Below are 15,140 nucleotides of genomic sequence, written 5' to 3'. Positions count from 1 at the left end.
GATCCCCCAAATTAACATTGAGCTAATCTCCTATCACTTTCAAAGCTCTTTCGTAATCGGTCCTTGAATAAAGCACAAGATAAACTTCCCTCACGCTCTCAGCTTCCTTTGAAAACTCTTCCACAACCTCAAGGAAAGTTTTAATAACCTCTTCTAATGAACAGCCATAAATCCCAGCACTTATAGCTGGAAATGCTATGCTTTTAACTCCAAGCTCTTCGGCCTTTTTCAGAGCCCCAAGAATCGCCTTCTTTAACTTTTCCTTCTTGTCATCATCCCACGTACCACCACAATAAGGACCAACTGTATGAATGACGTACTTAATCCCATGTTGTTCCATTTTTAAGGCCGGTGTTACAACCACTTCCCCATGTTCAATCCAATCCCTTCCAATCTGCTCTCTCATGGCTTCTTTGCTTATTTTTATGTAGTCTCTCGCATTCCCAATTGCTGCTTTTGCTATTGCATAGGCCACTCCACCACCATGTTCAAGATATTTGTTAGCAGCGTTAACAATAGCTTCAGCGGGGAACTTTGTTATGTCTCCTTGAGCCACTTTAAATGTGAGAGAACCAAAACTAAGCTCAACCATGTTCCCACCAAAAATAAGTTGAATTTACAAAATAAAAAGATTAGTGAAGCTTGTCCACTATCTCTTGCACTTTATTTATAATCTCCTCCTCATCCACAGTTAAGACTTCCCCATCAAGCATGATGATTTTCCCATCGATTATCACTGTCTCCACATCGTTACCATTGGCTGAGTACACCATGTGAGAGATTACATTGGTTATTGGTCTTAAATGTGGCTTGTTGAAGTCAAGTATGACAATGTCCGCAAGAGCCCCTTCTTTTATGAGTCCAGCGTTTAAACGCAAAGCTCTTGCACCATTTTGCGTGGCCATTTTAAAAATACTCTCTGCATCGGCAATAGTTGGATTCAGTGTATGTACCTTATGAACCAAGGCTGCCAGCTTCATTTCTTCCACCATGTCCAAACTGTTGTTACTTGCTGCTCCATCAGTGCCAAGGGCAATGTTGACGCCCGCTTTTAGGAGCTTTTCAATGGGCATAACACCACTAGCAAGTTTCATGTTGCTTGCAGGGTTATGAACTATCGTTACCCCCTTCTTGGCTAAAATCTCAATCTCTCTATCACTCAACCAAACACCATGGGCCGCTATGATATCATCCCCAAGAAATCCAAGTTCATCAAGGAATTCAACTGGAGTCATCCCATATTTTTCTTTTATATCTTGCACTTCGCTTTTTGTCTCATTCAGATGAATGGTTATCATTTTTCCTGTTTCATTCGCTTTCTCTCTAACCCATTTTAAAAGCTCAGGGGAACAGGTATAAGGAGCATGAGGTCCAAAGAGAAACTCTATTCTTGGTGAGTCTAATTTGTTAATGAACTCTAAAAGCCTGAGAGTTTCCTTAATCTCAACATTTCTCTTTTCTTCATCCCCCAAATCCACCATACCATAACTCAAATAGGCCCTTATCCCAGCCTTTTCAACAACTTTTGCTACTTCTTCCATGTGAAAGTACATATCAACAAAAGTCGTTGTTCCACCTTTGATCATTTCAAGAATACCAAGAAGAGCACCCCAATAGATATGTTTTGAGGTCAACTTTTTTTCAACAGGCCACACATATTTCTGAAGCCACTCCATTAAGGGAAGATCATCGGCAAGTCCCCTTAAAATAGTCATAGGGGAGTGTGTATGAGCATTGATAAATCCTGGAGAAATCACCTTCCCGTTTGCATCAATGACATATTCTGCCGAAAGTTTAAGGCCTTTACCAACCTTAGCTATTCTATTTCCTTCTATGTAAATATCAGCGTTAATAATATCAAGATTCTCACCGTAAATTATCCGTCCATTTTTAATCAAGATGCTCATTAGATCACCCCTTAAAAGGGATAAAAGATAGAATTAATAAAATTTTGGAAAAGAGAAATTCAAACAAAAGCAGTCTTAAGAACATCAGCACAGCCACACTTTCTTTCTTCTGAAATCTTCGGAACACCTGCTTTTAAAAGCTTTCTAACCTTCTCGTTGTTCTCTTGCATAACTTTTATAACCTCCTGAGCATCCACTGGCTTTTCTGCCCAAACATCATAGTCTGTAACTGCTGCTATGTTAACATAACACATTCCAAGCTCCCTAGCTAAAACAACCTCTGGAACAAGTGTCATTCCAATTATGTGGGCAAATTGTCTAAACATCATTGACTCAGCCCTTGTGGAGAACCTTGGGCCTTCAATACATACATAAGTGCCCCTTTCATGAACTGGGATCTCAAGCTCTTTTGCAGCATTGTAGAATATTTCCCTCATTTCAGGACAGAACGGATCAGCCATGCTAAAGTGGGCAACTCTTGGCCCATTGTAGAATGTATAGTCTCTCTTTTTCGTAAAATCAATGAACTGATCAGTTATCACAATATCGCCGGGCCTGTATTCCTCTCTAAGAGATCCAACTGCTGTTATTCCTATAATCCGCTCTACTCCAAGTTCTTTAAGAGCCCAAATGTTTGCCCTGTATGGTACCTCGTGTGGAGGAAACTCATGAGTTTTACCGTGTCTTGGAATAAAAGCCACCTCAACACCTTCAATCTCTCCGATTTCCACTGGAGCTGATGGTCTTCCGTATGGAGTGTGGACTTTTATACTCTCTTTTGGCTCAAATACCCCATAAACGCCAGAACCTCCAATTATCCCTATTTTTGGCATTGACATCACCATCCGAGGTATAGAATATTGCAATATTTAAGTTTTCTTAATTAGATAAAAAAGAAAAACTAAGAGAGTTTACTATCTACCAGGAATAATTCTAGGATTTCCATCGTTCCAATCTACAAAAATTGGCTTTTCTGGAATATAATCTAGGTTTTTAAGTATTTCAACACCCGCTTTTGTCCCCCACCTATCTGAGCCAGCCACCAGAATGTAAATTTTCCCATCTATCACTGCTGCTTCAATGACTCCTTTTCCTTTTCCAGGATACTCATTTGTAACTTCCACTGGAAAACTATCCATGTATTCTTTAGTTAACTTATTGGCCACAGGGCCCCCAATCAACACCACTATTTCAGATTCAGTACAGTGCCCTGGTACTTTATCAGAACACATTTTCCTCCAGAATGTCCATGCATACTCTTTGTCAACTCTTCCTTCTCCATAAATTACTGGAGAAGCACGAATCTTAGACACATCTAATTTATCCCCGACCTTAAGAGACATGGGAGTGCTTGTGAGGAGGGAAATGGGAGTCGCTGTGAGTTCACTATTCTCCCCATACAAAATCAAGGAAAAGCTCTTATCATAGTTGCTCGAGTTGAATATTAGTGTTGGAGGCTTCATATTAGCTATGGAGGAGAAATAAACCGAATTTCCTTCAGGATCCTTTATCTCAATTGAATAGTTCTTGTAAGCATTGTGGAACATCCCTTCCTTTAGAATAATTGGATACCTACGCTTAACAATTGAATCATCCCATTTAAGTCCAAACATGAAATTGAGAGTATTTGGGAATATCGTTACGTTGCCATCAATCTTTACTTCTTGAGTTGTTTCAGTTTCCTTGTAGATACTAACCCACCCAGTTATTGTGACGTGATCAAATGTTATTGAGCCCTTGAAGTCTTTTATTTCAAGCCAAGATATTTCTGAGTCTTTTATAAATACTGTAGAATTCTTATCCTGTGCTGTAAGAGCAATATGGGCAAGTTTAGACCCCTGGAGTGTAACCTTGGTGTTGGAAAGTATGTTCACATCCCATTCAAGGATCCTTGAATTTTCAAGTCTTAAGAACCAAGCCCCTTCACGAGTTAGGTTAAGGGTGTAGTTTTCATAAAATCCAGGGTTTAAACTAATGCTAACTTCAATACCTTCTAAACGTGGAGTAAATGTCCCAACAGTAGAATTCACGAGATAAATGCTGGGAAAGTCCCTTATCTCAATAGTACCTACATATGAATCTTTGATAATGACCTCAGCATCTTTTTGGGTCCACATCCATGCTCCAGAGATTGTAGAATTGTGAATGTTTACCATGTATTTCTCCGAGACTATTGATGCACTTCCAAGCTTAAATCCCTCATAGAGATTCGTAACATTTACCTCTCCACTTAACCAAGAATAAAGAGCAAATTCTGAGTTTTTAATAGTTACTTGGGCCCCAGACAAGTAAGAGGTCACTTCCAATGCATCAAAGCTTGAATCAACGATTTCAAGAATTGGGCGACCACTAGATAATGAAATAATGGGAGCTTTCTTTGTGAATGATAACCCCACAAAACTCCCTTTTGAATTACTGTGGAATCTAATGTAGAATTGGTAGTCCGATGTAATTATGGAGTTCTCTACTATTAGTTGAGAGTTATCTTTAATAATAATTCCATAATGGGCGTGGTAATCTTGAAGGAGCTCGAGAGTGGCATTTTTAATTATTAGTTTTCCACCATTCTGGACTATTATGTTACCCTCTTGAAGAAGCGTGGAGTCTTCTATTTTATATTCTGTGCCATCTATAGTCAAAGTTCCAATGTGAAGTGATCCAGCACTAACAGGAGAAACTAAAAAGAGACTGAAAAATATCAATAATATGAAAACCAATGCAGTTGAATTTTTCATATAATCACCCTATAGAATTAGTATTTAAACCCTATAAGGGTTTTTGTATTATAATAGCTCTTAACCAAGTTTTCAAAGTATTCCTCAAACATGCGTTTGCTGTGAAATACATCAAAAACTTTAATAACTTTTCATAACTAAATGATGTAAGGGTGATAACATGGAAAAGCCCGTAGAGCTTATTCTGCCAGACATTGAAAACCCCATTTTTATTGAAGGATACCCAGGAATAGGATTAGTGGGCCACATAGCCGCTAATTTTCTTACAAAAGAGCTTAAAATGGAGCCAATAGGGTATGTTGAAAGTTCTTTCTTACCTCCTGTCTCTATAATTCTCGAAGGAAAACCAAATCCCCCATTAAGATTTTACGGGAAGGACAACATAATTGTGGCTGTGGCAGATATTTATATCCCCCCAACTCTTGTAAACGAAATAGCAAAAGAAATAACAGCATATTTAAAACGTAACAATGCTGAAAAAGTAATCTCCCTTGGTGGAATGGGTATTGGACTCTTCAAAGAACACATGGATGTTTGGGGAATTGGAGGAAGTGAAGAAGAAAATAAAGATTTAGAAAATCTCGGTGTCAAAATACTAAAATATGGCTCAATCATGGGTATGAGCGGAAAACTTCTATGGGAAGCCAGTAAAGAAAAACTTAAGGCGTACGCTTTATTAGGTGAGACTTTTGGAGATAGGCCAGATCCAAGGGCCGCAGCAAACATTATAGAGATTCTAAAGAAACTTGTTCCCATAGGTGTTTCAACAGAACCACTCCTTAAAGAGGCCCAAATGATTGAAGAACAGTTAAGAAGAATGCATGAACAAATGGAATCTGCTAGAAGAAGAGCAGAAAAAGAGTATGAAAGGGTTTACCTGTGAGGTGAGATTATGGAGCTTCTTGTACTTGCGGGAATAGCTCGAAAAGCTCTTGATCAAATTTTAAGAAATCCTTACCGAACAATAGAGATAAGAAGTGCCAGGAATGTAATAGTCATACAAAACTTAAAACCCGGAGAAAGACTTTTCTTAACATATGAAACTCCTCAAGACATAACACATGGAACTGAGGGTGTAATAGCGGAGATCCTTAGAATAGAGAGAATGGAGCAAAGAATCCCGTGGGAAGAAAGCGATGAAAGAGAACAAACAGTTTGCAGGGTTCAATTGAGACTCAAAGGATTGGGAAAAGTCATCGAAGTTTCAAAAGAGGAAAATATGGTGAAAGTAAAAGTGAGGGAAATGCTTCCGCACGAAATGGCCATGGGTTAATCGAATAGCGTTTTTTGTCGTCCTTTTCTAGATTTTTCCTGTTTGGGAGGCTTGAGTTTTTTAAACTCCAAACCCTCTTTCTCTAAAAGTCTTCTAGCACCAGAAGTCAATGAAGGTGCCACAAGAATCCCCCTAACTTTTTCATACTCTTCTCTCATTGTCTCCACATATCTCTTGAGTTGGCTCACAGCATGTAAATCAGCTCTTCTTCGTTTAAACTCCAAAATAACAATATTCCCATCCTTATCTTTACCAAGAAGATCAACAATACCATGCCTAATGGATTTTTCCTTAAAAAGAGGCTTAAAACCATCCTCAATCAACTCAGGATTCTCAAAGACCAAGTCCGCCATCTCAGCCTCACTTCCAACAAGGGCCAGAGCCTCATAATCTTCAGCTTGGAAATACGAGAAAAGGTAAACATCGATAAGTTCAACTTCCAAGATTTCTTTGGGTTTTCTTCTAACACTCCTCAGAATTAACTTATCCTCCTTTACATCCAAACTTACAGAGCTTCCAGGAGGTTGCCAATTAACAGGTTCTCTCTTTTCTTTCTGGTGGATTAAAAAAGAACCATCGGGTTTTATTATTATGACCCTATCACCTGGCCCAAGCTCACTCTTTGCTCTACCATCATAAAAGACCTTACAATGGGCAAAAATTGTTACAATGGCCTCTGTTGAAAGGGCCTTACTGAAAAGTTCAATGATATCTCCTTTACTGGGATTGAGCTTTGCTTCTACCTTCATGACTCATCAACAAAAATTAAAAGAAGGGTTTAAAAGTTAAATGGTTAATCCTCGATACCTCTCTCTGTTATCCTAAAGGCAGCCTCACCTTCAGGCAAATGTGGGGAATCTATTAGTCTAGCAACCCTCTTTCCGGCTTTTCCTTTTCTTAAGTATACCCTAATAGTGGCCGAGTGGGCCAAAATATGTCCACCTATTGGCCTAGTTGGGTCTCCAAAGAAAGCATCGGGCCTTGCTTGCACCTGGTTTGTAACAAATACTGCAATATCATAGAGATTAGCCAAGCGATGGAGATCAGCCAAATGTTTGGCAAGTTTTTGCTGCCTTTCAGCAAGAGTTCCTCTTCCCACATATTCTGACCTGAAGTGGCCTGTTAAAGAGTCAACGACAAGAAGCTTAACAGGTTTATCAGAAGGCAATCTTTCTTTTATTATCTCTTCCGCCTTCTCTACAAGAAGCATTTGGTGGTTGGAATTGAATGCTCTAGCAACATAAATATTCTTTAGAACTTCATCTGGATCCATCCCTCTATTCTCAGCAATCTGTCTTATTCTCTCAGGCCTAAATGTGTTCTCCGTATCAATCCAAATAACACTTCCATTCAAACCGCCTTCTTCAGGAGGTTTTTGAACAATAACAGCAAGAGTATGAGCCAATTGGGTCTTTCCACTTCCAAATTCACCAAATACCTCGGAAACGGCCTGTGTTTCAATTCCTCCACCCAAAAGCTTATCTAAAGACTTGCTTCCGGTTGTTATCTTTCCAACAATTGCCCTTTTTTGGAAATATTCATCAGCACGCATGAATGTTCCAATGTTGGCTGCGTCCCTTGCAGCTTGAATTATTTTTAAAGCTGCACCTTCACTAATGCCTGCAAGTTCCTTCAGCTCTAGTGGTGAAGCTACTGCTATTGCTTCCAAACTATCATATCCCGCTTCTCTAAGCTTTTCAGCAGTGGCAGGCCCAACTCCAGGAAGATCTTCAAGAGTTTTTATTTGTTTCTTATTAGATTTTTGAGAAGGTTTCCCAATGGACAATTCTTCAAGTTCATCAAGTTCTTCAAACTCTTCGAGTTCCTTAATTTCATTCTCAACCTTTTTCTTTCTCGCCATGCATATCACCCATAAGCGTAATCCTAAATAGTAGTGAATTTAAAGTGCTTATATATTTTTCTCATGCCTCAGAAAAAGTTCAAAGGGCCCGAAATTACAAAACTAAATATTAGTAAAAGAATAATTGGGAAACCAAAGCATTAGACGCCTAGTCTCTAGTGGAAATGAGGACTACTTTGTAGACCGGATGACTAATAACTTAGCCCCTGGAGGTATCTTTTCATCCAACGGTGGTATAAGATAAATTCTATCCTTTGCATACCCCAAAAGGAAAAATCCCTTTGAATAAAGAGCTTCAAAAGCTTCTCTAAATGTCTTCCCCTCCATTTCTTGTACTTTTATAGAAGTGATGTCATAATCCCCAAGAGCTGTTGTTATATCATCTATAACATCCACAACTTCTGGTTCAAATATAGAACTGGCCAGTAATCTTCCAGTTAGAGTCCTGCTTGTTATTACCCTATCCGCTCCAGCTTGCTTCAGTAAGTGAACACTTTCATGCTTGAGAACTTCAACAAAAACTTTAGCTTTTGAGATTTGTTTTATCATCAAGGTTACAAAAACCGACTCTGAATCATCACCCAGGGCTAAGAGAACGTGACTAGCATCTTTAACATTCACCCGTTCTAAAGTCTCTCTATTTGTGAACTCCCCAATTATGACCTCTGTTTCCTCTGGAAGACTTAACCTCTTTCGTTCATTTTCGTCTGGCAACACCACAATAACAGGCCTGTTCTCAGCCTGTTTGTTTGATATAGCATCCATAAGTTCTAAAAGCGCACTCTCAACACTCTCTCCCCTACCCATAATAATGTAATGACCCTTAAATTTCACTTTATGCATACCCATCATCCTCCGTATAGATCCTGATAAAAAGTATTCGGCTAAAATCGAAACAAAAGCTGTAAAAGTAGCTATTCCTGCAATAGATGCAAATATTGCGATTATCCTCCCTAAAAGCGTGTTTGGCGTCACGTCGCCATAACCAATAGTGGCCATTGTAATCACGGCCCAGTAAAGGGCCGTAAAAAACCCTACATTTTCAGCATACATGTATAGAAGAGCTAAGATAATTGCAAGTAGAATAACAGCAAGAGCTAGCACAAATATTTTGCTTCTCTTAAGTTTAAACCTTAGTTTTATGAGCCTTCTAACAAGTGGAACCGGTATCATGACATTTAATATATTTGCTAGAACATTAAAAAGATTAACACCTCCACTGGAAATTCCACTCCAAATTGTTGCATTAAGTAGGCCATTACAAATCAATAAAATACATTGGTGTCCATATGTTCCAGTGGAAATAAAGGTCTTTTTCGATATCCATATTAACGGTTAATCAAATATCACATCCACCCCCCAGAGTTATATTTCCACTGGAGCCCAGTTTAGAGTAATGGACGGATTTTGTACGAGAATCAAAAACAAAGACTGTTTATAAAGCTTCTTTTTGTTCGTAAATATGAATTTGTTCACTTACTTTAATTGTTGTTTTTAATTTCTCACATGGTTTTACTAATATTTATTAAATTTTCTGAACAATGTTCATAGATAAATATATATACCCCAAGGAATAAAAATAATGGGAGTGTTTACACCATTTTAATTAAAGTGGATGGTGTTTCCGCACAGGTTCCAGTGGAAATGAAACTCTGGGGGGTAGGTCTTCTGTTTACTTGAGTAACAAAATATAAATAATTTTGTTTAACAATATGGATATAAATGTACTCTAATGATCATGTTTTGATGAACATAAATGTGCATTTTTCTTCCAAGAGAAATCCTCAATTGGACACGTCTGCTCGTTTCTATTTGTAAAATTTCCTCATGGTTTCTCTTGAGTTTGGGAGTGGATTTCCATTGGAAGCATGGACTTAAATACTTCAAGTGTTCACTTTCATATGGTGGTTCAAGTGGAAGTTATCGAGTGGTTGAAAGAGGGACATGATGGTGCGAAAGATATTGTGGATCTCCCATGGAATGTAATGAAAAAGACTGAGGGGGTGTTCATCGCTGAATATCCAAAGATTCCTTTTGTATTGAACGTGGTGATAACTGAAGAGTTTGTTCACTTGATAGTTCCCAGTGGAGTAGAAACTGTGGCATTGGACCTGCCCGAGCGGTTAAAAGTTTATCACACATTATTGATTCTCAATGAAAAATTAAATCTTCTTAAGTTCACTATAAGTGGAATGAATGAAGAAATAATGTTGAGGGTGGATCTTGACAGGAAAACTCTTGGAAAAGCAGAGTTTAATGACGCCCTAACGGCTCTCCTCATAGGTTTGAATCAACTAATATTGGCTTTGGGTTTGGAAGAGGAATTTGCTCGTGCAGTATTTGAGAGAATTGCCTTGATGGTTATGGATCGTCTAGAAAAAGGCATGAAAAAAGATGAAATTTTGAAATTCTTGGTCGTTAAAGTTGGAATGGATGCTAAGGATGCTGAAGAGTTCTTAAAGAGGATAATTGAAGAAAGAAAACCAAAGGAGGAAGTTGGTTATTTTTGATTATCTCTCAATTTTCAACTCTTCTAATTTTCTGCACAGGTTCCAGTGGAAATGAAACTCTTGATATATGTCTTTCATAAATCTTAACTTTAACTCATTAAGTTTTGTTTTTCCTCCAAATTCGCCAAATACTAACACGTTGTTTATCTCAATTACTCCAAAAACTGCTGCTAAGTTAAACAAAAGCGTTCTCAACTGGTATCCACTTGCGTAGTGTTCATTAAGTTCTTCATGTGGATACTGGAAGAGGAAATATTCAAGCCCCTCCATCCTTGCCATGTCTGTCATTGCTATATCTGCAGTTAAGAGGACAACCAGGGAAGGCGTATTTCTATCGAATTCCTTTAAGGTTTTGATTATTAATTCATCATTAGTGTTTGTCTTTTCGTTAATACTCTTGACCTCGATTATCTTATCTTTGATCTTTTCGTATTCTCTTAGAGCTATATAAGTGGCTTTTCGTGATTTCTTCATCCTCCTATTGCTAAATTCATGCAGGAGATGGGAGTTGTGTAAAATTCTCCTAAACTCTCTCAATTGGGCAGGGGTGTATTTAAAATTCATTGCATTTTCTATTTCCTTTTTCACAAGATCTACTATTGCTATTTGAACCCCTTCTACACCTCTGAACTTAGAAAGGAATGCATGATATAGGAGGTTTGTATCGGGAGCGAAGATAATTTTCTTCGTTAAGCTTTTATAAGCTCTTAATTTTTCATCAAATTCATCCATGTTTTCATATGTTATCACCCCACTGGAGATGAAGCATTCGTAGAAATCCTTGTAAGTTGGGAGGTCATAAAAGTACCTTTCATTTCCTTTTAAAATATGATAAAAGTCATTTTCATGTGCAAGAACGTTTATCTTGTAACCTTGTTTGTATGGATAGGCCTCGAGAAGTGGAAGTTCATATAGTGGTGCCTTCACTTGGATCTTATTGTTTCTCTGGATTAAGTTGATCAGGATTTGTAGTTCGGCTTTTTCTATAATTTCTTCCATCTTCGGCCCTCCATGAAGTCTTTTAGTCTTTGCACGTGTAGGGGGATCATCATATATGGCCTGCTAGCATATTCAAGATCTCTGAGAGAGAGGTAGTAAAGGTGCTCTACTTCCAGTGGAAGTGCATGGATAGCAGCTCCTGCAACAAGAGCTTTTCTTCCGGAGGTTATGTCCATTGCTATCTCATATTCTTTCTCTTTCAATGTTTCTAAAAGGGTTCCAATCTTCTCGTCAGCTTCAAGAAAGTTGTCTTCTTCAATGATTTCCCACTCAATTTTTGGGGAAAAATCATAAGCTTCGGAGATTATTTTTAAGGCCTCCACAGCCTTTGGGAGATTTTGTTTGTAGGCGTTTTCTAGAAAAATGTAAATTTCGTCGGGTTTGTATCCATTCATAACTGTGGCATAGTAAGCGTTCACCATGGCCCATGTGGATCTTCCGAGCATTGTTATGTATGCTTTCATTCTCCTCACTTTACTCTATAAGTATGAGACCATACAAAACACTTTCGGAAAAGTCTAGATTCACGATAGTTGAGAGTTCTATTCCGATTGCATCGATTGAGGGCCTCACTTTCTCTGGCATTTTGCATTTTCCACTTTTTTCAAATTCACATTCTTCGCATAGGTTGCAATCTCCGGGAAAGAAGGCTATTGCATAGAAATTTCCGTTTTTAAATAACTCTTGCTCCTTATTGAGAAGATACCTCAAAATTTCTCGTTTTTCTTCTTCGAATTTCTCGGGGTCAATTGTGAATTTTATTAAAAGAGCTGTATGATAATGTTTTAGTAATTCCTTTGTTTCTTTCCATGAAGGAACATATGGGGGACAAGAAGGACTTTTCCCATAACTTGGGCAGCTTCTGCACTTCCACACTGGCCTTGGGGAAATTTTAATGCTACTTGTGGGGATTTCTTTTTCCCAAACGATTTTCATGAAAAAATGTTGAAGGATGACGTTAAAAATTTAATCCTTCTGCCGCCTATGGCTTTCACTTTTCCAATCATATCTATACATCCAAATCTTCACCATTAATGTGTACTAAGCAAAAGTTAATTCCGAAATATTTTTACGTTCCTAAATAAAATATTGAATCATGAAAACTTTGGGGTGTTTAATTGCCATTTTTGTCTTTGCAGCTGGTTGTCTTGGGGGAGGTGAGAAAGTGAACTTAAAAGTTAGTTCGGTCTTTGGAGAAAATGAGTTGATTCCTTCTAAGTACACCTGTGAGGGAATAGATGTAAGCCCCCCACTACATCTTGAAGGGCTTAGTGATAAGGCAGTAAGCATCGCGATAATAGTGGATGATCCAGATGCTCCTATAGGGACTTTCACTCACTGGGTTGCTTGGAATATTCCTCCTGTCGAGGAAATTCCAGAAGGTGTTCCAAAGGAAAGGGTAGTCGAATCTCCGATAAAAGCTTTCCAAGGCAAGAATGATTTTGGAAGAATTGGGTACAATGGCCCATGCCCTCCAAGGGGTCACGGGGTACATCACTACCACTTCAAGATTTATGTACTTGATACAACTCTTGACTTAAAGCCTGGTGCTACAAAGAAGGAGTTAGAGAAGGCCATTCAGGGCCATGTCATTCAGTTTGGAGAACTTGTTGGACTTTATGAAAGAAGCTGACTTCATCCTTTGGGAGACTTGAAAAAGAAAAAGTCACTTATAGCGGAGTTTAATATATAGGTTAATTCCACTTTGAAACGCTGCAAGTGAATTCAACGTTAAAAACACAATGTCCCCAATTAGATATGAGTAGATGGTTAATAATGTAGAAGCGGTAACATATACCATAATGAACTCCAAATTTAGTGGGCATTTTTTATTTTTTATAGTCTCTAGTGTTTGAGGAATCCAAGAGCTCACAAGAAGAAGCATTCCTATTAGTCCCACTGCTTCTTTCATTTTATCACCTCTCTCCGCTTTTTGCCTCTCAAAGCTTGAGTCTGGTATTAAAAAGTCTTGTGAACTATTTTGGTTATATTTTAATGGAAAGAAAAGTAAAAATAATCAGAAAAATGTTAACCTCTCTTTAGTTCTGAAGCGAGTTTTGAAGTTGCCCATGTTTTCACGTCATCATCGAGAATATCGTTAATTATCTTAAATGCCTCATGTATTTTTCCCTCTCTTGCTAGGGCCAATCCAACTTCTGCTTGGATTTTTGATCTATTAGAGACATCTTTTATAAATTCGGCTATTCTTAAGGCTTCATCAAACCTTTTGAGTGCTAAGAACTCAAAAGCAAGACTCATAAGGGCCTTTGTCACGTTTTCGTAATTTTCTATCTCCATTATGGCTTCTATCGTTTTCTCAAGGGCTTCTTTATAATCCATCCTTTGTTTAGCCATCTCAATCGTTACCATGGAAAGTGACTTTGCTCTTATCCCCTTATCTGGGATTGATTGGGCTATTTCGAAGGCATTAGCGAAATCCCCACGAGTTATGAGTTTTGAAACAGTTTCATAAAGGGCCCGTGATTGATACCACTCTTGCATATGAACACCACATAAGTTTTGCATTTGAAAGATTTAAGCTTTCCTACATTCCAATGATCACGTATATTCCTAGGGCTATCAAAATAACTCCTGCTATCATCGAAAGTTCTCTTGATCTCTGCACAATTCTTTGAGAAATTGATTTACTCTCTGTTATACTCCCTACAGTGAAGAGGATTATCAGCAAAGGCAGAATAAAGATGATGTTGTATAGGGCCAGAAGTATCAACGTTAACGTTCTTCCAACTTTGGAGATTAAGATGGCATAGGCCAAATACGTACCAGAGGAGCAGGGTAAAAGCGTGAATGATATTATAACTCCTAATGAAAAGGCCCCAAAAATTGTTGCTTCTTTCCTGAATATATTTCGTCTTGCTTCTTTTTTTCCAACAATTCTGCTCTTCTCTAGATAGCCTGTGGCAAATGTATAAGCTCCAAAGATTATTGATATTGCCCCAGCAACCCATACTGGAATTGTTTTGGTTAATATTACTAGGCCGACTCCGAGTAGATAGTAAGAGATGTAAATTGCACTTACGAAGGCCATTCCAACAGCATAAATTCTTCTTTTAGTGATGTTCTCCTTTAGGGACAATGCTATGAGCAACATTGTGTAAATGACAAATGTACATGGATTTATTGAATCTGCCCCCGCGAGTCCTAAAAGTGGATAAATTAAGTCTTTCAGGCCAAGAAAGGTTAGGATTCCTGCCGTTAATCCGAGGGAAGAGAAGATAATTAAAAGCAAAACTTTGATTTCAGATCTCACTCGGCTCACCATTGGTGAAAACGTATTCAAGCTTATTAATGATTTCGGTGTTGTTTTCTGGGATCAAATAAACCTTGTCAGTTATAAAGAGAACTCCCTTTGCTTTTTTTGCTTCTTCCACGAAGTCATCGGCATAATCTACTGGGAACTCACCATTAACTATTGCATAGAGCTTTCCATCATAGAATATTCCTATTACGGGGACTCCGGTCACGCCAAGTATTTGATAGAGTTGCTCAAACATTTTGCCATTGTATTCATTCCCTTGTATTTCATAGTAAGTTAAGGAGTTTTCTCCGAAGAATTTTGGGAGTTCTTCTTTCATCTTTTTACAATGGGGGCATGTGGCCAGCCCATACATGTAAAAGTGGAACTTTGATTTATCAAGGGTGAATGTGTTAGAATCTGTTGAGGTTGTGGGTTCTGTGGTGCTCTGGGAGGTGTTTTCTCCACCAATGCACCCGCTTGCAACAACAGCAATTATGAGAAGTGCAAGAATCCCTACAACAATTTTTTTCATTAAGTACCACCTTATGCAAGGGTATGCTTTATGGGTTATAAATGTTTAGGAATGTAGATTTTTT

Annotated in this window: 18 protein-coding genes; 4 read left to right on the top strand and 14 right to left on the bottom strand. The window is 38.2% G+C overall.

Features of this window, described 5'->3' with window-relative positions:
- Positions 1-22 precede the first annotated feature (22 nt).
- The 4 genes from EP1X_RS01625 to EP1X_RS01610 form a co-directional block, all read right to left on the bottom strand.
- Positions 23-592, bottom strand: coding sequence for a [protein ADP-ribosylglutamate] hydrolase (locus tag EP1X_RS01625; RefSeq protein WP_055281062.1), 570 nt, complete (start codon positions 590-592; stop codon positions 23-25).
- A gap of 40 nt (positions 593-632) precedes the next feature.
- Complete coding sequence (locus tag EP1X_RS01620) at positions 633-1,907, bottom strand: amidohydrolase family protein (RefSeq protein WP_055281061.1); 1,275 nt, start codon at positions 1,905-1,907, stop codon at positions 633-635.
- 59 nt (positions 1,908-1,966) lie between these two features.
- The gene (locus EP1X_RS01615; RefSeq protein WP_055281059.1) at positions 1,967-2,740 is read right to left on the bottom strand and encodes an S-methyl-5'-thioadenosine phosphorylase; all 774 of its coding nucleotides are present in this window, start codon (positions 2,738-2,740) and stop codon (positions 1,967-1,969) included.
- A gap of 81 nt (positions 2,741-2,821) precedes the next feature.
- Positions 2,822-4,642 (bottom strand): S-layer protein, encoded by a 1,821-nt coding sequence (locus tag EP1X_RS01610; protein ID WP_055281057.1) that lies wholly within the window; start codon positions 4,640-4,642, stop codon positions 2,822-2,824.
- A 160-nt stretch (positions 4,643-4,802) separates the two neighbouring features.
- Here EP1X_RS01610 and EP1X_RS01605 point away from each other — a divergent pair, with 160 nt between their 5' ends.
- Both EP1X_RS01605 and EP1X_RS01600 read left to right on the top strand, forming a co-directional pair.
- The gene (locus tag EP1X_RS01605) at positions 4,803-5,525 is read left to right on the top strand and encodes a proteasome assembly chaperone family protein (RefSeq protein WP_055281055.1); all 723 of its coding nucleotides are present in this window, start codon (positions 4,803-4,805) and stop codon (positions 5,523-5,525) included.
- Between the two features lie 9 nt (positions 5,526-5,534).
- Positions 5,535-5,915, top strand: a complete 381-nt coding sequence (locus EP1X_RS01600; protein ID WP_055281052.1) for a DUF473 domain-containing protein — start codon at positions 5,535-5,537, stop codon at positions 5,913-5,915.
- On the opposite strand, the gene nucS is transcribed toward EP1X_RS01600, so the two are convergent.
- From nucS to EP1X_RS01585, 3 genes are all read right to left on the bottom strand, one after another.
- On the bottom strand, positions 5,912-6,664 hold the full coding sequence (gene nucS, locus EP1X_RS01595) for an endonuclease NucS (RefSeq protein WP_082391440.1): 753 nt from the start codon (positions 6,662-6,664) through the stop codon (positions 5,912-5,914). The genes EP1X_RS01600 and nucS overlap by 4 nt on opposite strands.
- Before the next feature lie 44 nt (positions 6,665-6,708).
- The gene (gene radA / locus EP1X_RS01590; protein WP_055281051.1) at positions 6,709-7,776 is read right to left on the bottom strand and encodes a DNA repair and recombination protein RadA; all 1,068 of its coding nucleotides are present in this window, start codon (positions 7,774-7,776) and stop codon (positions 6,709-6,711) included.
- 171 nt (positions 7,777-7,947) lie between these two features.
- Positions 7,948-8,949 (bottom strand): TrkA family potassium uptake protein, encoded by a 1,002-nt coding sequence (locus EP1X_RS01585; RefSeq protein ID WP_055281383.1) that lies wholly within the window; start codon positions 8,947-8,949, stop codon positions 7,948-7,950.
- A gap of 740 nt (positions 8,950-9,689) precedes the next feature.
- On the opposite strand from EP1X_RS01585, the gene EP1X_RS01580 reads away from it, so the two are divergent.
- Positions 9,690-10,286 (top strand): DNA-binding protein, encoded by a 597-nt coding sequence (locus EP1X_RS01580; RefSeq protein ID WP_371180371.1) that lies wholly within the window; start codon positions 9,690-9,692, stop codon positions 10,284-10,286.
- Here the strand turns inward: EP1X_RS01580 and EP1X_RS01575 are convergent, their stop codons facing one another.
- Genes EP1X_RS01575 through EP1X_RS01565 form a run of 3 tightly spaced genes read right to left on the bottom strand, consistent with a single transcriptional unit; the run spans position 10,287 to position 12,221 of the window.
- Complete coding sequence (locus EP1X_RS01575) at positions 10,287-11,285, bottom strand: PIN domain-containing protein (protein WP_055281047.1); 999 nt, start codon at positions 11,283-11,285, stop codon at positions 10,287-10,289.
- Positions 11,270-11,749 carry a hypothetical protein gene (locus tag EP1X_RS01570; protein ID WP_055281045.1) on the bottom strand — a complete coding sequence of 160 codons (480 nt, stop codon included), beginning with the start codon at positions 11,747-11,749 and terminating at the stop codon, positions 11,270-11,272. Before EP1X_RS01570 ends, EP1X_RS01575 begins: the two co-directional genes overlap by 16 nt.
- Positions 11,750-11,759: 10 nt before the next feature.
- Positions 11,760-12,221: a DUF2284 domain-containing protein gene (locus tag EP1X_RS01565; RefSeq protein WP_055281043.1), complete on the bottom strand. Its 462-nt coding sequence runs from the start codon at positions 12,219-12,221 to the stop codon at positions 11,760-11,762.
- A gap of 160 nt (positions 12,222-12,381) precedes the next feature.
- Between EP1X_RS01565 and EP1X_RS01560 the strand changes: the two genes are divergently transcribed.
- Positions 12,382-12,918 carry a YbhB/YbcL family Raf kinase inhibitor-like protein gene (locus tag EP1X_RS01560; protein WP_055281041.1) on the top strand — a complete coding sequence of 179 codons (537 nt, stop codon included), beginning with the start codon at positions 12,382-12,384 and terminating at the stop codon, positions 12,916-12,918.
- A 33-nt stretch (positions 12,919-12,951) separates the two neighbouring features.
- Here EP1X_RS01560 and EP1X_RS01555 read toward each other — a convergent pair whose 3' ends face one another.
- The 4 genes from EP1X_RS01555 to EP1X_RS01540 form a co-directional block, all read right to left on the bottom strand.
- Entirely contained in the window at positions 12,952-13,197 is a 246-nt protein-coding gene (locus EP1X_RS01555) for a lipid-A-disaccharide synthase N-terminal domain-containing protein (RefSeq protein WP_055281040.1), read from the bottom strand.
- 116 nt (positions 13,198-13,313) lie between these two features.
- Positions 13,314-13,787: a hypothetical protein gene (locus tag EP1X_RS01550; RefSeq protein ID WP_055281038.1), complete on the bottom strand. Its 474-nt coding sequence runs from the start codon at positions 13,785-13,787 to the stop codon at positions 13,314-13,316.
- 43 nt (positions 13,788-13,830) lie between these two features.
- Positions 13,831-14,556 (bottom strand): electron transporter, encoded by a 726-nt coding sequence (locus tag EP1X_RS01545; protein WP_055281036.1) that lies wholly within the window; start codon positions 14,554-14,556, stop codon positions 13,831-13,833.
- The gene (locus EP1X_RS01540) at positions 14,546-15,076 is read right to left on the bottom strand and encodes a glutaredoxin (protein ID WP_055281035.1); all 531 of its coding nucleotides are present in this window, start codon (positions 15,074-15,076) and stop codon (positions 14,546-14,548) included. Before EP1X_RS01540 ends, EP1X_RS01545 begins: the two co-directional genes overlap by 11 nt.
- Positions 15,077-15,140 lie beyond the last annotated feature (64 nt).

This window comes from Thermococcus sp. EP1, from assembly GCF_001317345.1.
GTDB lineage: Archaea > Methanobacteriota_B > Thermococci > Thermococcales > Thermococcaceae > Thermococcus_A.
This window is presented reverse-complemented; position numbering and strand designations above follow the sequence as displayed.